The following is a 17797-nucleotide window of genomic DNA, read 5'->3' as shown; positions in this document are numbered from 1 at the left end:
GACGGACGCATTACAACTCTAGGATTGGCCTCATCTGCTTGATGAGGTCCGTCCATGAATCCCGCCATCGCAACAGCCCTGACCAACCCCGGTGCGCCGATGAAAGTGCGCGGCGTGCACAAGCGTTTCGGTGCGTTCACTGCGCTGGATAACGTCTCCCTCGATGTCGCCGCCGGCGAACTGGTGTGTCTGCTCGGCCCGTCGGGCTGTGGCAAGACCACGTTGTTGCGCTGCATTGCCGGGCTGGAGCAGCAGGACAGTGGCGAGCTGTACCTGGGCGATCGCGATGTCTCGCATCTTGCCCCGCAAGCGCGGGATTACGGGATCCTGTTCCAGTCCTACGCGTTGTTCCCCAATCTGACGGTCGAGGCGAACATTTCCTACGGCCTTGCCGGCAGCGGTCGCGATGAAGTGCGTCGGCGTGTCGGTCAGATGCTGGAGCTGGTCGGCCTCAGCGGCAGTGAGAAAAGTACCCCGGCCAATTGTCCGGCGGTCAGCAACAGCGAGTAGCACTCGCTCGCGCATTGGCGCCGGCGCCGTCGCTGTTATTACTCGACGAACCGATGTCGGCCCTCGACGCGCGGGTGCGCGAGCATCTGTGCACCGAGCTGCGTCAGCTGCAACGCAATCTAGGCATCACCACGCTGATGGTCACGCACAATCAGGACGAAGCGATGTTGATGGCCGATCGCATCGCAGTGATGAACAACGGCCGCGTCGAGCAGTACGCCACGCCGCAGGAAATCTACAACCGCCCGGCCACGCCGTTCGTGGCCGAGTTTGTCGGTCAGGGCAACTGGCTGCCGTTTCAGCGCAGCAGCGACAGTCACGCCCGGGTCGGCGGGATGAATCTGCGTCTGGCCGATGGCAGCGTGCACGGCGCATCGGGTCGACTGTTCTGCCGCCCGGAAGCGATCAACGTCAACCCGCTGGTACACGAAGAGAACCTGTTCCCGGCCAAGGTTCGCGAAATCACTTTCCTCGGCAACCGCTGCCGGATGAGCTTCGAACTCGATCAATTGCCGGGCCATGCGCTGCTCGCCGAGCTCGCACCAGAAGCCATGCCGCGCCTGGGCGCCCAGCAGATCATGGTCGCCTTGCCGCCGCGCAGTTTGCAGGTGTTCGCCTGATGAACAGCAACCTCGCGCTGCCGCTACCGCACAAGCAGGTGCGACAGTCTTCGAAAGCCGAGATCGGCGATCGCCTGTTCGTGCTCGGCGGCAAAATCCTCCTGCTGGTGTTGCTCGGCCTCGCGGTGCTGCTGCCGTTGCTGGCGATCTTCTGGCGCGGTTTCAGCAATGACGCCGGGCAGGGCGGTGGATGGCTCGCGGCGAAGGAGTTGGTGACCAGTGCCAATTTCCATTGGCTGCTCGGCAACAGCCTGAAAGTGTCCCTCAGCGTTGCGGCCATTGTCGTACCGCTGGCCTACCTGTTTGCCTACGCACTGCAACGCACGCTGATTCCGGGCAAAGGCATCTGGCGCGGGATTTCCTGCTGCCGCTGATGGCGCCGTCGATGCTGCCGGGGATTGCGCTGGTCTATCTGTTCGGCAACCAGGGCATGCTGCGTGGGCTGCTCTCGGACAATATCTACGGTTTCTGGGGCATTGTGCTGGGTGAGGTGATCTACACCTTTCCCCATGCGCTGATGATTTTGCTCTCGGCATTGTCGCTGGCCGATGCACGTTTGTTCGATGCCGCATCGAGCATGGGCGCCAGCCCGGCCAAGGCGTTTCGCAGCATCACCTGGCCGGCGACACGGCAGGCAGTGTTCGCCGCGTTCTGTCTGGTGTTCACCCTGACCATCACCGATTTCGGTGTGCCAGTGGTGGTCGGTGGCGACTATCAAGTGCTGGCGCTGGAAGCCTATAAAGCCGTGGTCGGCCAGCAGCAATTCGGTCGCGGCGCGTTGATCGGCATGGTGCTGTTGCTGCCGGCGCTGTTCAGTTTCGGTGTCGATGCGTGGTTGCGTCGGCGTCACGGCGACTCCATGAGCGGGCGCGCGCAGGTGTTCAAGCCGCTGCCATCCAGGTTGCGCGATGGCTGTTATTTGGCGATTGTTCTGCTGATCTGCGCCGCGTTGATTCTGGTGTTCGGCATGGCAGTGTTCTCGTCGCTGGTGAAATTCTGGCCGTACAACCTGTCGCTGTCGCTCAACCACTATCAGTTCAACGAGACCGCCGGCGGTGGCTGGCTCGCCTACGGTAACAGTCTGAAAATGGCGCTGGGTACCGCGCTGATTGGCAGCGTGCTGATTTTCACTGGCGCCTATCTGATGGAGAAAACCCGCACTCAGCGCGGGCTCAACCTGGCTTTGCGCATGCTCAGCTTCGTGCCGATGGCGGTGCCGGGGCTGGTGCTGGGCCTGGGTTACGTTTTCTTCTTCAACCTCAGCGGCAATCCGCTGCACGTGCTCTACGGGACGATGACGCTGCTGATCGTCTGCACCATTGCGCACTACCTGACCACCGCACAAATGACCGCGACCACCGCGCTGCGCCAGCTCGATGCTGAGTTCGAGGCTGCGGCGCTGTCGCTGAAGGCGCCGCTGTACCGGCATTACCTGCGCGTCACCGTGCCGATCTGCCTGCCGGCGCTGCTGGACATCGTGCGCTACCTGTTCGTCTCGGCGATGACCACGGTTTCCGCTGCGATCTTCCTTTACAGCCCCGACACCATCCTCGCGGCGGTGGCGGTGCTGAACATGGACGACGCCGGCAACGTCGGCGGCGCGGCGGCGATGTCGACCCTGATTCTGTTCACCTCGGCGGGCGTGTCCTTGCTGCTGGCGTGGGCTTCGCGCGGCCTGTTGCGCCGTTCCCAGGCCTGGCGGCAAACCGCGCCCGGTCACTGATTCAACTCACTTACAGGAAAACGCTCATGTTCAAGCCTATGGCCCTGGCCGCTGCTGTGCTCGCGACTTTCAGCCTGAATGCCTTCGCGGCAAAAACCGAGTTGACGGTGTACACCGCCCTCGAAGCCGAGCAACTGAAGTCCTACAAGGACGCCTTTGAAAAGGCCAACCCGGACGTCGAGATCAAGTGGGTGCGCGATTCCACCGGGATCATCACCGCCAAACTGCTCGCCGAAAAGGCTCGTCCGCAGGCCGACGCCGTATGGGGCCTGGCCGCGTCGAGCCTGGCGATTCTCGATCAGCAAGGCATGCTGCAAAGCTATGCGCCGAAGGATCTGGGCAAGATCGGCGCGAATTACCGCGACGCCGCCAACCCGCCAGCCTGGGTCGGCATGGACGTCTGGGCCGCGACCATCTGCTTCAACACTGTCGAAGCCGAGAAACAGGGGCTGAGCAAACCGGTGAGCTGGCAGGACCTGACCAAGCCTGAGTACAAGGGCAAGATCGTCATGCCCAACCCGGCGTCGTCCGGCACCGGTTTCCTCGACGTCAGCGCCTGGCTGCAAACCTTTGGCGAGAAGCAGGGCTGGGCCTACATGGACGGCTTGCACCAGAACATCGGCCAGTACGTTCACTCAGGTTCCAAACCGTGCAAACTGGCGGCGGCGGGGAGTTTCCGATCGGGATTTCCTTTGAATATCCAGCCGTACAGTTGAAACGCCAGGGCGCGCCGCTGGACATCATCCTGCCGAAGGAAGGTCTGGGCTGGGAGATCGAAGCGACGGCGGTGATTAAAGGCACACCGCATGAAGAAGCGGCGAAGAAGCTCGCCGATTTCTCCGCCAGCGCCGAGGCGATGGATCTGTACAAGGAAAACTTCGCCGTGCTCGCCCAGCCGGGGATTGCCAAGCCGCAAACCGAATTGCCCGCCGACTATGAGCAGCGCCTGATCAAGAATGACTTTGCCTGGGCCTCGAAGAATCGCGACGAGATCCTGGCTGAATGGCGCAAGCGGTATGACGGCAAGTCCGAGAAAGTTGTCGCCAAGTAACCGGTGCCGATCGTTCCCACGCTCTGCGTGGGAATGAATCCCGTGACGCTCTGCGTCACAAAGGACGCGGAGCGTCCTCGGCTGCGTTCCTTTGCTCCGCGTGGGAACGATCATTGAGGTGGCTTCATGACACAACCCAAAGACCTGCTCATCATCGGCGCCGGCATCCTCGGTCTGTCCCACGCCTACGCCGCCGCCAAACGCGGCCTGAAAGTCGCGGTATTCGAACGCACCGCCACGCCCCTTGGCGCTTCGGTGCGCAACTTCGGCCAGGCGCTGGTGACCGGTCAGCCGCCCGGCATCATGCTCGACCTGGCCAAGGCCAGCCGCGAGATCTGGGGCGACTGGGCGCAACTGGCCGGCCTGCAGATCAAGCGCAACGGCTCGTACCTGTTCGCCCGCAGCGAAGCCGAAGAACACCTGCTCGAAGCCTTCTGCGCCGGCCGTGCCGTCGAGCATGGCTACGACGTCGAGCTGCTGCGCGGCGCGGCGTTGCGTGATCTGTATGGCGGCCAGTTCAGCCATCACCGCGCCGCGCTGCACGGTGTCGATGATCAGCAGTTGTACTCGCGCGAAGCGATTCCGGCGCTGATCGATTATTTGCGCCGCGAGCTCGGCGTCGAGTTTCACTTTTCCACGCTGGTGCGCGACGTCGAGCCGGGGCGACTGCGCAGCACTGCCGATGAGTTCTGCGCCAAGCAGATCATCGTCTGCTCCGGCCACGACTATCAGACCTTGCTGGCGGAGCCGATTGCTGCGCTCAATCCGCAGATCTGTCGTCTGCAAATGCTGCGGGCCAAACCGCAGGTCGATCTCAATCTGCAACACGCCGTGCTCACCGGCCTGAGCTGCGTGCACTACGGCGCTTTCGCCGATTTGCCGCAAGCCGCAGCGGTGCAGGCGCAGATTCTCCGTGAACAACCGCACCTGCACGCCAACGGCATTCACCTGCTGATCAGCCCGACGCCGTATGGCGAACTGATCATCGGCGATTCGCATGATTACGGCAGCGATGCTTCACCGTTCAACGCTGAGCAGGTCGACAACTGGATGCTCGAACTCGCCGAGCAGACGCTGGGCTGCAAGGTGCAAGTAGTAGAACGCTGGCAGGGCGTTTATGGCGCTCGCGGACCGGGCCCGTTCTCGTTCCTGCGTCCGGCACCGGGCCTGAGCGTGGCGCTGATGCACACCGGCGTCGGCATGAGCGTCGGCCCGGCGCTGGCCGAACGCAACGTCGCGCAGCTACTGGAGGGGCATGAATCACGAGCAGGTGATCGCGCGGGTGTTCGGCCTGTATGAACGCTTCGGCGCCAGCGATTACATCGGCGAACCGGTGTCGCAATTCGAGCACATGTCCCAAACCGCAGAACTGGCCATGGCTGAAGGCTGTGATGACGAAGTGGTGCTGGCGGCGTTCTTTCATGACATCGGCCATCTATGTGCCGAGGGCGCAGAAAACATGGGTGGCTATGGCGTGGTCAGCCATGAACGGCTCGGTGCCGATTATCTGCGCGAGGCAGGTTTCAGCGAACGGCTGGCGCGACTGGTGGAATATCACGTGCAGGCCAAGCGCTATCTGACCTTGCGTGAACCGGGGTACTACGCGCAGTTGAGTGAGGCGAGTCGGCGTACGCTGGAATATCAGGGCGGAGTGATGAGTGAGGCAGAGGCGGATGCGTTTGCGGCTGATCCGTTGTGTGCGCTGAGTTTGCGCATGCGGCGCTGGGATGAGTTGGCGAAGGATAGGGCGGTGCCGGTGATGGATCTCGGTTTGCTGAAGGAGAAGGCGGCGCGGCTGCTGGCGGCGTAATCCAAGTAACCGAGTCGCGCCATTCGCGAGCAAGCTCGCTCCCACAGGGTTTTGTGTTGTGACCACGATCCAATGTGGGAGCGAGCTTGCTCGCGAAGAGGCCGGCTAAGACGCTACAAATCTGCTGCCAGCAAATCAATCTGCTCCTGCCTTTCCCCTGATTCAACTTCGCCTGCGGATTGAGCGACGACCACTGCGGATGCGCGCGCGCTTGTTCAGCGCCTCCGGCAACTTGCCTTCGCGCCAGGTTTTATCCACAGGTGTGGCCACCTGAATGCTGTCCATTGCCGCATGCCCGCGCTGATCCAGCGCCAACACCAGCTGCCGCTGGCGCAACGCCAACAGGCGCAGCACGGCGTCATCCACCGTCAATTCCCGCTGGCCTTTGATCTTGCCGAGCAGGCGACTGCCATAACTGCGCGCGGTTTGCAGCGCACCGCCGGCGATCGCACCGGCCAACGCCGCTGCGCCGAGGGTAATCCCGCCGACCAGCAAATCCACACCAGCCCCGGCCGCTGCACCGGCAGCAATGCCGCCGCCGACGCGCACGCCGAGTTGCTTCAGGGTTTCCGGGTTGAACAGATCATCGCCCCAGCGCCCGTCGAGCAACGGCAAATCACTGGCCGCCGCGTCCTGCGGGCGAAACGCGTAGAGCTTGAGCAGCGCCTCAACGCACTTCTGCTCACGCTGACGTACGGCTTTGCGCAGCTCGCTGATCGCCTGTTGTTCCTGCTCGGCTTCGCTGACCACACTGCGCCGGCACGCAGCGCAGTCGATCAGCAATTCGGCAATCAGGCGTGCGGCGCTTTGCTGACGGGCGAGGCGCTGCGCCTGCTGGTCGGCGATCAGCCGCTCCAGTTGCGGCCGGGCGTTTTCCAATAGCAGGGCGAGGCTCTCGTACAAGCGCCGCTCGCCATCCTCGGGCGGTGCGACGCTGTCGAAACGTACCAACGCATGCAGCCCCAACCGCGCCAGCGCCTCGCGCCAATCGGGTTCGCGATGGTTGGCGCTGCTGACGAAATTCAGCACCGGCAGCAGCGGTTTGCCGCAACTGGCGAGCACTTCCAGTTCGTCGCGGTACTTGGCCAGCACCGGTTCGCGGGCGTCGATCACATACAGACCGGCATCGGAGGCCAGCAGTTGTCGCAGTACCTTGGCCTCCTGCTCGAAACGCTGGCGCGCCTCGCTGCCGTCGAGAAACCGCGCCAGTCGTGCCGGGCCGTCGAGGCGTTCGCCGGGGCGTTCCAGACGCTCGAGAAAATCCAGCAGGGCGATCGCATCTTCCAGCCCCGGCGTGTCGTACAGATCGAGCAACGGCTCGCCATCTACCGACAACCGCGCGCCTTCGACATGCCTAGTGGTGCTTGGCCGATGCGAGACTTCGCCGAAGCCGACATCGCGAGTCAGTGTGCGCAGCAGCGAGGTCTTGCCGACGTTGGTGTGGCCGACCACCGCGAGTTTCAGCGGGGCCTTGCGTGCATCAGTCATGTCCGCTCTCCAGCCAGTTCATCGGCGCGCAATCGGCGAACGGCAGTTCCAGTTGTTGCAGCGCCGCGTGCCAGTCACCCAGACGTTGCCCGTCCAGCGCTTCGCCGGGTGGCGCTTGCAGCAGCCAGACGCGAGTGGCGCCGGCATTGCGTGCCAGTTCGGCGATCAGCGCAAGGCTGCCGCGATCCGGCGAGCGTCGTGGATCGCAGGCGATCGCCAGCCGCGCTGGCGGAAAGCGACTGAGTTGCTCGAGCAGTTTGTGTCGCGATTCCCGGCTGTCGAGGATGCCAGCGTCGCTGACATTCTTCGGCAGCGCAGGTGGCCACGGACGCTGTTCGTCCAGCTCGATCGCCACCAGCAGCGCGCCCTCGCTGACGAGTTCGCCGACGTTGCTTTCGACGCGATGCAGCTGCGCCGGCTCCGGGTCGTTGACGCCGAGGCGTTCGCTGGTTGGCATCAACCGTTCGCGCAGTTGCGCGTAGCCGGGCAGGTTCAGATCCAGGTGCAACGCAGCTTTGCCGCTGTTCCAGCGCCACAGGCAGAACAACCCGAGCAGCAGGCGCGGCAGCACGCCGTAGACCACCAGCACGCCGACCAGCCAGGTCGCCCAGGCCTGTCGCGCGCTTTCAATATCCAGTGCGCCGGCGCCGCTGGCGCGGATCATTTCCTCGGTCGGCACGTTGAAGCCGAGCAGCGACGGCGGATAGCCGAGAGCCTGGGTGACGTGGATGAAAGTGTCGGCGCCGAGGATCGTGGTTTCCCAGACAAAGCCGTAGCGCCGCGTGGCCATCAGCGTCAGCAACAGAATCAGCGCGCTGAGCATCGCCAGCAGCCACAGACCATTGATCAGCGCGCCGAGTGCCCAGCGATTGAGTTTCTTGCGTTGCAGCAACAACAGCAGGGCCGGCGCCAGTTGCGCGGCTTTGGCGTCGCGGGCGAATTTTTCGCTGAGCCACAGCCACAAGCGCCCGAGGGTGGCGCCGTGTTCGCCAGCGAAAATCAAGCCCAGCGCCCAACTCAGCAGCAAAATCAGATTGATCCCGAGCAGACTGCCCAGCGCCCAGAACACATTCACCGGCGTCTGGCCAAGTGCGGCGAATGCCAGCCCGGCGCCGCTGAGCACGGCGAAAATCATCAACAGCACCAGCGCCAGGCGCGCGCCTTGCAGCCAGTGCTTGAGCGCGGCGGTGAGTCCGTCGCGCTCGGCCAGCCATAGCGCCCGGCGCGCAATGCGGCTCGGCAGATCGCCGCCAGCGGCACGGGCCAGACGATTGGCTTCCAGATCATCCAGCGGCCCCGCGTGTTCTTCGCGCAGGCGGATGGTTTCGGTGAGCCAGAGGTTTTGCAATGGAGTCAGTTCAGTCACGCGGCGTCCCGTCGCTAAATCGAGCGCTGAGCATAACCGCTGTGGCGCTTATCGGGGTAAGCGCGGCTCTGGTATCCTCGCCGGCATGACTAAATCACTGCCCCTCAGCCTGATCGCAGCCCTCGGTGAAAACCGCGTGATCGGCGTCGACAACAGCATGCCCTGGCACCTGCCGGGGACTTCAAATACTTCAAGGCGACCACGCTCGGCAAGCCGATCATCATGGGTCGCAAGACCTGGGATTCGCTCGGCCGGCCGCTGCCGGGGCGCTTGAACATCGTGGTCAGCCGCCAGCCTGATCTGCAACTCGAAGGTGCCGAGGTCTATCCGTCGCTGGAAGCCGCTGTGGCCCGCGCCGAGGAATGGGCGAAAGCCCAGGGCGTTGATGAACTGATGCTGATTGGCGGCGCGCAGTTGTATGCGCAGGGACTGGCGCAGGCCGATCGGCTGTACCTGACCCGCGTGGCACTGAGCCCGGAAGGGGATGCGTGGTTTCCGGAGTTTGATCTGAGCGAGTGGAAGCTGGTGTCGAACGTGCCGAATCCGGCAGAGGGCGACAAGCCCGCGTACAGCTTCGAAGTTTGGGAGCGCGCATGATCGTTCCCACGCTCTGCGTGGTAACGCCTCAGGGGACGCTCCGCGTCCAGTGACGCGGAGCGTCATGGGCTGCATTCCCACGCGGAGCGTAGGAACGATCATCTTGGCTCAAGCCTGAGCAAGTTCCGCATGCTCATCGGCATCGAGCAGTGCCTTGTCAGTCTGCTGCATGACCTGACTGGTTATCGCCCCGGCGGTAATCGAGCCACTCACGTTCAACGCGGTGCGGCCCATATCGATTAGCGGCTCGACCGAAATCAGCAGTGCCACCAGTGACACCGGCAAGCCCATTGCCGGCAGCACGATCAGGGCGGCGAACGTTGCGCCGCCGCCAACTCCGGCGACACCGGCCGAACTCAACGTGACAATCGCCACCAGCGTCGCGATCCACAACGGATCCAGCGGGTTGATGCCAACAGTTGGCGCGACCATCACCGCCAACATCGCCGGGTACAGGCCGGCGCAACCGTTCTGGCCAATCGTCGCGCCGAACGAGGCAGCGAAACTGGCGACCGACGACGGAATACCCAGGCGACGGGTCTGCGCTTCGATGCTCAGCGGAATGGTCGCCGCGCTGGAGCGGCTGGTGAAGGCGAAGGTCAGCACCGGCCAGATCTTGCGAAAGAAGCGCAGCGGGTTGATCCCGGCGGCCGACACCAGCACGCCGTGCACCACGAACATCAGGCCCAGGCCGATATACGAGACCACGACAAAACTGCCGAGCTTGATGATGTCCTGCAGGTTGGAACCGGCGACCACTTTGGTCATCAGCGCCAGCACGCCGTAGGGGGTCAGCTTCATCACCAGACGCACCAGACGCATCACCCAGGCTTGCAGGGTGTCGATGGCGTTGATCACTTTCTGACCTTTCTCGACGTCGTCCTTGAGCAGTTGCAGCGCAGCCACCCCGAGAAATGCCGCGAAAATCACTACGCTGATGATCGAGGTCGGCTTGGCCCGGGCCAGGTCGGCGAACGGGTTCTGCGGGATGAACGACAGCAGCAATTGCGGCACATTGAGGTCGGCTACCTTGCCGGCGTAGTCGTTCTGAATGGTTTGCAGGCGCGCCATTTCCTGAGTGCCGGCGACCAGACCTTCAGCGCTGAGGCCAAACAGATTGGTCAGGCCGATGCCGATCAGCGCCGCGATGGCGGTGGTGAATAGCAGCGTGCCGATGGTGAGGAAACTGATCTTGCCCAGCGACGAGGCATTGTGCAGACGGGCGACCGCGCTGAGGATCGAGGCGAACACCAGTGGGATCACGATCATCTGCAGCAATTGCACGTAGCCGTTGCCGACCAGATCGAACCAGCCGATCGAGGCTTTCAGCACCGGGTTGCCGGCACCGTAAATCGTGTGCAGCGCGACACCGAACGCCACGCCGAGGACCAGTGCGAGCAGGACTTTTTCGCCAGGCTCCAGGTGGTGTGGCGGGTTTGCGCCAGACCGAAGAGCAGGGCAAGGAACACCAGCAGGTTGAGAATCAGCGGTAGATTCATGAGGACTCCAGTAAAGACTGTGCCAACAGCCATCCGGGGCTGCTGCGAACCGGCAAGCCTAACAGCTTGATTTGCAATGAATTAATACCAAAATCGCAGGGCGTCCGTCGTTTTTGGAATAAGCCTGTGTCGCTGTCGGCAATGCAACTGGCGCGCAGGGGACGCAGGCGGTCGCTGACAGGCGAGGGTTGTCACACTTATTTGTTAGCGTCGAACTCTTTGCATCGGGGAGTAGCGCTATGAAAATTGCACGCACGTTGTTGGCTGTGGCACTGGCGGCTGGCCTTGCCGGCCATGCATTGGCCACGGACCTCAAGCATTGGCCGGCGGATCAGGCCAAGGCGCTGGACGCGATGATCGCCGCCAACGCCAACAAGGGTAATTACGCGGTGTTCGACATGGACAACACCAGTTACCGCTACGACCTCGAAGAATCCTTGCTGCCGTTCATGGAAAACAAGGGCCTGATCACCCGTGACAAGCTCGACCCCTCGCTGAAACTGATGCCCTTCAAGGACACCGCCGAGCACAAGGAAAGCCTGTTCAGTTATTACTACCGGCTCTGCGAAGTCGACGACATGGTCTGCTACCCGTGGGTGGCGCAGGTGTTCTCCGGCTTCACCCTCAAGGAACTCAAGGGCTACGTCGACGAGCTGATGGCCTCTGGCAAACCGGTGCCGGCGACGTACTACGAAGGCGATGTGGTGAAGAAGCTCGACGTCAATCCGCCGAAGATCTTCACTGGCCAGCAGGAGCTGTACAACAAGCTGATGGAGAACGGCATCGAGGTCTACGTAATGACCGCCGCTTCAGAGGAACTGGTGCGCATGGTCGCGGCGGATCCCAAGTACGGCTACAACGTCAAACCGCAGAACGTCATCGGCGTTTCACTGCTGCTCAAGGATCAGAAGACTGGCGAGCTGACCACTGCGCGCAAACAGATCACTGCCGGCAAATATGACGAGAAGGCCAACCTCGGGCTCGAACTGACGCCGTACCTGTGGACCCCGGCAACGTGGATGGCCGGCAAGCACGCGGCGATCCTGACCTACATCGATGAATGGAAAAAACCGGTACTGGTCGGCGGCGATACCCCGACGAGCGACGGTTACATGCTGTTCCATGACGTCGACGTAGCCAAGGGCGGCATTCACTTGTGGATCAACCGCAAGGACAAGTACATGACCCAGATCAACGGCATGATGGCCAAGCACGCAGCGGCGCAGGCCAAGGAAGGCTTGCCGGTGACAGCGGACAAGAACTGGGTGATCGTCAAACCTGAGGAAATCCAGTAACTCACGATCGCATGTAGGAGCTGCCGAAGGCTGCGATCTTTGATCGTTCCCACGCTCCGCGTGGGAATGCAGCCCGTGACGCTCCGCGTCACTGGACGCGGAGCGTCCCTTGAGGCATTCCCACGCAGGAGCGTGGGAACGATCAGTGTCAGACGGATAAAAAAATGCCCCGCACGTTGGCGGGGCATTTTTGTTTCTGCACCTGGACGCTTACAAGCCGTCGAGCATCGCTTTGTTGCGCACAGCACCCTTGTCGGCACTGGTCGCCAGCAGGGCGTAGGCCTTGAGGGCGGTGGTCACTTTGCGTGGGCGCACTTCAACCGGTTTCCAGCCTTTCTTGTCCTGCTCGGCGCGGCGTGCCGCCAGTTCTTCGTCGCTGACCAACAGGTTGATCGAGCGGTTCGGAATGTCGATCAGCACCTTGTCGCCATCCTGCACCAGACCGATCGCGCCACCGGCCGCGGCCTCTGGCGAAGCGTGACCAATCGACAGGCCGGAAGTACCGCCGGAGAAACGGCCGTCGGTGAGCAGCGCACAGGCTTTGCCCAGACCTTTGGATTTCAGGTAGGACGTCGGGTAGAGCATTTCCTGCATGCCCGGGCCGCCTTTCGGGCCTTCGTAACGAATGATGACGATGTCGCCTGCCTTCACTTCGTCAGCGAGGATGCCGCGCACGGCGCTGTCCTGGCTTTCGAAAATCTTCGCGTTGCCTTCGAAGACGTGGATCGACTCATCAACCCCGGCGGTTTTCACCACGCAGCCGTCCTGCGCGATGTTGCCGTACAGCACGGCGAGGCCGCCTTCTTTCGAATAGGCGTGCTCGAAACTGCGGATGCAGCCGTTTTCACGATCGTCGTCCAGAGTTTCCCAACGGGTCGACTGGCTGAACGCGGTCTGGGTCGGGATGCCCGCAGGACCTGCCTTGAAGAAGTGATGCACGGCCTCGTCGCTGGTCTGGGTGATGTCCCACTTGGCGATGGCTTCTTCCATGCTGCGGCTGTGCACGGTCGGCAGGTCGGTGTGCAGCAGGCCGCCACGGGCCAGCGAACCGAGGATGCTGAAAATGCCGCCGGCGCGGTGCACGTCTTCCATGTGGTACTTCTGGATGTTCGGCGCGACCTTGCACAGCTGCGGCACGCTGCGCGAAAGACGGTCGATGTCGCGCAGGTCGAAATCGATCTCGGCTTCCTGGGCGGCTGCGAGCAAGTGCAGGATGGTGTTGGTCGAACCGCCCATGGCGATGTCGAGCATCATCGCGTTCTCGAACGCCTTGAAGTTGGCGATGTTGCGCGGCAATACGGAGTCATCGTTCTCGCCGTAGTAACGCTTGCACAGCTCGACGATGGTGCGACCAGCCTGCAGAAACAGCTGCTCGCGGTCGCTGTGGGTGGCCAGAGTGGAACCGTTGCCCGGCAAGGCCAGACCCAGTGCTTCGGTCAGGCAGTTCATCGAGTTGGCGGTGAACATGCCGGAGCACGAACCACAGGTCGGACAGGCGCTACGCTCGTACTCGGCGACTTTCTCGTCAGAAGCGCTGGAGTCGGCGGCGATCACCATGGCGTCGACGAGGTCGAGGCCGTGGGAGGCGAGTTTGGTCTTGCCCGCTTCCATCGGACCGCCGGAAACGAAGATCACCGGGATGTTCAGGCGCAGCGCGGCCATCAGCATGCCCGGGGTGATCTTGTCGCAGTTGGAAATGCAGACGATGGCGTCGGCGCAGTGGGCGTTGACCATGTACTCGACGGAGTCGGCGATGATCTCGCGGCTCGGCAGCGAATACAGCATGCCGTCGTGGCCCATGGCGATGCCGTCATCGACGGCGATGGTATTGAATTCCTTGGCCACGCCACCGGCGCGTTCGATCTCGCGGGCGACCAGCTGACCCAGGTCCTTCAGATGCACATGCCCCGGGACGAACTGGGTGAACGAGTTGGCGATGGCAATGATCGGCTTCTTGAAGTCGTCATCTTTCATGCCGGTGGCGCGCCAGAGGGCGCGGGCGCCGGCCATGTTGCGGCCGTGGGTGGAAGTTTTCGAGCGGTAATCTGGCATGGAGCACTCCGGGCGGCTAATCACGTACTAAAGGGGAGTGAGCTTCTGTTGACCTCTGAAACACCCGAAAAATGGCCGTGTGTCCGGAAGCTGCCGATGACGTTGCGGGATCGCCGCTGGTCTCAGCCTGAGCTCATAAACCCGCCGGGGATGAATGGCGATGAATGAGGCGATTCTACACCGCTGGCGTCGCGAGGGAATGGCGCAAAGCGTTGTTCCCGTGCTGAAGGGGCCGGTGCAATGACGACTGGCAGGGTCAATGGTCGCCTCCCGGCATCACCGGATTGCTGCGCAGGTTGCTGACGCGACGGCCAATCACGCTGTTGAGCAACAGCGATACGCCGCTCAACACCACAAAACCGTAACCCAGCGTCGCTTGCAGGTTGGCCGGGCCGAGGCTGATCAGGGCGCTGACCAGCCCGCCACAGATAAAAATGATGGTGCTACCGGCGGATGCCGATGCGCCGGCATTTTCGGCAAACACGCTCATGGCGCGGGAGGTAGCCGGGGGCGCGCAATGGTGGTGCCCACGGTGCAGATGAGCATTGGGACCAGCACCGCCGCGGCTGACAGCTCATGGTTGGTGGCCAGATAGAGCATCACCAGACCCGAGAGCAGGATCAGGCTCAGGCCGGTGAAAATCTGCTGTTGCGCATTGATAAGCCGGTTCAGCACGCTGGCGAGCAGGCCGCCGAAGACATAAGCGGCGCCATAGATCACCAGAATCAAGGCGAAATCGTAAGGCGCCATCTGCAACTGCTCCATGAAGATCAGCGGCGAAGTGACGATGAAGGAAAAGTGGCAGGCGAAAGCGAACGCGGAAATCAGCCAATAGCCGACAAACGGGAAGTTGCTCAGCACCCGTCTGTAGGACTGAATGAAACCCAGGTGTGGACCGTTCTGAACAGGCCGGCTGTTGTCGAGCAGTCGCCAGGTTTTGATCAGAACCACAGCCGCAAGGGCGATGAATACCCAGAAGCTGCCGCGCCAGCCGAGCGTGGCTTGCAGAAACGTACCCGCCAGCGGCGATAGCGAAATGAAGATGCCCGTGGCAGTGACCATCAGGATCCGCAGCCGGTCACGCTCCTGGCCTTCAAACAGATCCTGCACCAGTGCCTGAGACAGCACGAAACAACCGCACCCCATCGCCTGCATCACCCGGAAAACGAGGAACAGCGTGTAGTCATTGCTCAGCACGCAGCCAAGGGCGCCGAGCAGCGACACGCTCATGCCGGCCAGCAGCAAACCCTTGCGTCCGATCACGTCCGATAGCGGACCGATCAGTAGCTGAGCGAAGGCAATACCGACGGCGAACAGACTGATCGACAGCGCGATGTCGCTCGGTGATCGACCAAAGTGTGCCGCCAGCGCCGGGAACGAGGGCAGCAGAACATCCAGCGGGAACACGCCGAGCAGGATCATTGCCAGTAACAGCGTGACTGCTCCGCGCCGTTGTCGGCGGCTGACTGCACAGCTGTGTTTATTCATCGATCAATCCTGCTTTGGCGAAAAGTGTCTGGTTATGGGGCAGAGCAAAAAACCAGCCTTGTGCAGGGCCTCCAGCGTGGGTTTGCAGCCGGCGCGAGCGCGAGCACGGCTGGCCTGCACAGTTGCCATCGCACCGACAATCTCTTTCATGTCACTTTCGGCAATACCCGCCGAGCGCAGGCTTTGTTGCAGCCAGCTCTCGTCGACCTCGAAGAACAGGGGGATGATCTCCACAAGAGTCCTGGCGGCGAACAGGCGCTGGCGACTGTTCATCGCAATCCAGAAGTAATGGAAGGCTTCTGCGAAGTAACGGCTGTGCCGGGCTTCGTCGGCAAGATGATCACGCAGCATGTCGTTCACACTTGAAACCATCGTGTTGCGGCAGACCTCGAGCAACTCCCGGGCGATGATGGTTTCCGAGACAAATCCGAGCAGAAACCAGGCCAGTGCGCGGTTCTTCTCCGGCGTGCGCGCAATCAGAGCGTTCATGCGTGTGATCCGCTTCGGAATGACCGGTCGCCGGGTGATGCTGTAGAACGCGGCGATCTGCTCGGCTATCTGGTTGGAGAAAAGCGCGTGGTAACCCTCGTCGGTGTACAGCTGCAATGCAGCGTGTTTCATTGGCAGCGGTATATAGATGGGCAGTTCGCGGTGGACGATGACCTCAACTGCGCGGTTGACGATGCGGTGTTCGAGCAGGGTGGTGTAATCGAGGAAATACACCAGATGACTGGCGGTCAGGCGGTGCAATGTTTCGCGACCTTTGGCCTGGATCGCCGGATGCCCCAGATAAGGCAGAAAGGCCGGGGAAACCAATAGCGATTTTGCAGTTGCTGCTCGACATCGCCCGGCAAACGATAGTCATGGGTACTGCTGCGCACCGATGCGCGGCTTTCCCAGTCGGGAAGGGTGAATTTGAGCGACCACGACACCGGTGCCTCGCCCTCATCCAGCGCTGTGGAAATCATGACGGTACCCCGGCAAGCAAATCACGCATTTCCTGGCACATGGCTTGGCCATCGCTTTCGCCGCAACCGACAAAAAACAACGGTTGCTCAGCGCTGCCTTCGAGCCCGAGCAGGGTTTCAACCTGGGCGTCGGCAAACGCGCCGGTCAGCCAGGTATTGAGCCCCAGCGTCGTCGCGACGAGCTGGAAGGTTTGCGAAAGATGGCCAGCCTCGATGAACGCCATTCGATAGGCGCGCGAGTGTTCGTACTTCCACCAGAGTCGATCAAACCTGGCGGTGATGAATACGCCCAGCGGCAGATTGTTGATGAAATGCTGGCCGCCGAGCATTTGACCCAACGCCGGTTCAGGCAAAGGGTTGATCCGGCTCAAGGCATGCTCGCCACAATGGTAGGCGTAGATGCCCGGTTCAAGCCCGACGATGTTCTGAGCGAGAAGAAAGCCTTCGCAAGCGTTCAGACCACCACCTGAGGGACTGCTCCGGCGGGCCTCAAGGCCGGGTGCGACAGGGTCGTCCTGCGAATGATTGCGCTTGGGAAGATAGCCGAGCGTGAAATACAACAGCGTTGCAACCTCGGCCAGTGTCACCGCCGCACCGGTGTAGGAGCGACAGGTTTTGCGCGTCCGCAATGCCTGAGTCAGGCTGTCATCGATCATTGCGCCGGGTGCAGGCAAGTTGATGAGCGCCTCCGCTGGCCGGCGCTTGCTGCCTGTTGAAGGTTCTGGCTTCGCCAATACTTCGCTGCAGTGCGCCAGATAGTGTCTGGACCACTCCTGAATATTCTGTGGCGTATATTCGCAGGGGATATTTTGCGTGCCGATGTGATAAATCTTCGACAGTTCATCCCAGCCCCAAGTTGGGCTGTCTAGTTTTGAAACTGTTAGAATGCCTGCGTCCAGAAGTTGTGTATCTATTATGTTGTTTGGGTCAAACAGGTTTGGGTTGTCTATAAGAATGGCGAGGCGGTGGGAATAGTCAAGATCAAGCTCGTGCTGAGTATGGTTCTTGTAGTTCCACACAACTTGTCCAGGCGGGCGCGGCAATATAAACAGAAAGGGATTGATATGCATTGGTTCAGATCACTCAGGGAAAGTCATGAGGACGCCGAAGTGCCGGCACTCTCCGGCGTCCAGACTTACTTAGCGGGCGTTGGCTGCAACCAGGAAGGCGAGGTTGGCGAGTTTATTTGTTTCCAGATAAATGGTTTTCATGATGTGAACTCCTTGTTCATCAGTAGTTGAAGTCGCCTCATGGCGACAACTTCATAATAGTTTGTAATCGAATATTGGCAAGGGGATATTAAGTAGGAATATTCCAGTAATTCTGTCGG

The 17797-nt window shown here is 61.6% G+C and carries 6 protein-coding genes and 8 pseudogenes; 7 read left to right on the top strand and 7 right to left on the bottom strand.

Going from position 1 to position 17797, the window contains the following annotated elements; translation table 11 throughout:
* The first annotated feature begins 54 nt into the window (after positions 1–54).
* The 5 genes and pseudogenes from LJU32_02955 (at position 55) to LJU32_02935 (ending at position 5714) form a co-directional block, all read left to right on the top strand.
* Positions 55–1130, top strand: a pseudogene (locus tag LJU32_02955) (putative 2-aminoethylphosphonate ABC transporter ATP-binding protein).
* A pseudogene (locus tag LJU32_02950) lies at positions 1130–2853 on the top strand (putative 2-aminoethylphosphonate ABC transporter permease subunit). Before LJU32_02955 ends, LJU32_02950 begins: the two co-directional pseudogenes overlap by 1 nt.
* A gap of 26 nt (positions 2854–2879) precedes the next feature.
* Positions 2880–3904: pseudogene (locus tag LJU32_02945) on the top strand (putative 2-aminoethylphosphonate ABC transporter substrate-binding protein).
* A 126-nt stretch (positions 3905–4030) separates the two neighbouring features.
* Positions 4031–5203, top strand: a complete 1173-nt coding sequence (locus LJU32_02940) for a TIGR03364 family FAD-dependent oxidoreductase (GenBank protein WKV89402.1) — start codon at positions 4031–4033, stop codon at positions 5201–5203.
* Entirely contained in the window at positions 5160–5714 is a 555-nt protein-coding gene (locus LJU32_02935) for an HD domain-containing protein (protein WKV89401.1), read from the top strand. Before LJU32_02940 ends, LJU32_02935 begins: the two co-directional genes overlap by 44 nt.
* A 113-nt stretch (positions 5715–5827) precedes the next feature.
* On the opposite strand, the pseudogene LJU32_02930 reads toward LJU32_02935, so the two are convergent.
* Positions 5828–7202 (bottom strand): annotated as a pseudogene (locus LJU32_02930) (GTPase/DUF3482 domain-containing protein).
* Positions 7195–8568 (bottom strand): DUF2868 domain-containing protein, encoded by a 1374-nt coding sequence (locus LJU32_02925; protein WKV89400.1) that lies wholly within the window; start codon positions 8566–8568, stop codon positions 7195–7197. The pseudogene LJU32_02930 and the gene LJU32_02925 overlap by 8 nt, the downstream one beginning before the upstream one ends.
* 85 nt (positions 8569–8653) lie before the next feature.
* Between LJU32_02925 and LJU32_02920 the strand changes: the two are divergent.
* A pseudogene (locus LJU32_02920) lies at positions 8654–9165 on the top strand (dihydrofolate reductase).
* 108 nt (positions 9166–9273) lie between these two features.
* Here the strand turns inward: LJU32_02920 and LJU32_02915 are convergent.
* Positions 9274–10664, bottom strand: a pseudogene (locus LJU32_02915) (L-cystine transporter).
* A gap of 239 nt (positions 10665–10903) precedes the next feature.
* Here LJU32_02915 and LJU32_02910 point away from each other — a divergent pair.
* The gene (locus LJU32_02910) at positions 10904–11959 is read left to right on the top strand and encodes a haloacid dehalogenase-like hydrolase (protein WKV89399.1); all 1056 of its coding nucleotides are present in this window, start codon (positions 10904–10906) and stop codon (positions 11957–11959) included.
* 210 nt (positions 11960–12169) lie between these two features.
* On the opposite strand, the gene ilvD is transcribed toward LJU32_02910, so the two are convergent.
* From ilvD to LJU32_02890, 4 genes and pseudogenes are all read right to left on the bottom strand, one after another.
* Positions 12170–14011: a dihydroxy-acid dehydratase gene (gene ilvD, locus LJU32_02905; protein ID WKV89398.1), complete on the bottom strand. Its 1842-nt coding sequence runs from the start codon at positions 14009–14011 to the stop codon at positions 12170–12172.
* Between the two features lie 256 nt (positions 14012–14267).
* Positions 14268–15499 (bottom strand): annotated as a pseudogene (locus tag LJU32_02900) (multidrug effflux MFS transporter).
* Positions 15492–16467: pseudogene (locus LJU32_02895) on the bottom strand (diiron oxygenase). Before LJU32_02895 ends, LJU32_02900 begins: the two co-directional pseudogenes overlap by 8 nt.
* Positions 16464–17537, bottom strand: coding sequence for a SagB family peptide dehydrogenase (locus LJU32_02890; GenBank protein WKV89397.1), 1074 nt, complete (start codon positions 17535–17537; stop codon positions 16464–16466). Before LJU32_02890 ends, LJU32_02895 begins: the two are co-directional and overlap by 4 nt.
* Positions 17538–17797: the final 260 nt, after the last annotated feature.

Source organism: Pseudomonas sp. B21_DOA (assembly GCA_030544685.1).
In the GTDB taxonomy this organism is placed as follows: Bacteria; Pseudomonadota; Gammaproteobacteria; order Pseudomonadales; family Pseudomonadaceae; genus Aquipseudomonas; species Aquipseudomonas fluorescens_AO.
This window is presented reverse-complemented; position numbering and strand designations above follow the sequence as displayed.

Excerpts from the sequence above, each read along its gene's own strand:
- LJU32_02935 (WKV89401.1), top strand. The coding sequence starts at position 5,160 with ATGAATCACGAGCAGGTGATCGCGCGGGTGTTCGGCCTGTATGAACGC.
- LJU32_02910 (WKV89399.1), top strand. The coding sequence starts at position 10,904 with ATGAAAATTGCACGCACGTTGTTGGCTGTGGCACTGGCGGCTGGCCTT.
- LJU32_02890 (WKV89397.1), bottom strand. The coding sequence starts at position 17,537 with ATGCATATCAATCCCTTTCTGTTTATATTGCCGCGCCCGCCTGGACAA.
- LJU32_02940 (WKV89402.1), top strand. The coding sequence starts at position 4,031 with ATGACACAACCCAAAGACCTGCTCATCATCGGCGCCGGCATCCTCGGT.
- ilvD (WKV89398.1), bottom strand. The coding sequence starts at position 14,011 with ATGCCAGATTACCGCTCGAAAACTTCCACCCACGGCCGCAACATGGCC.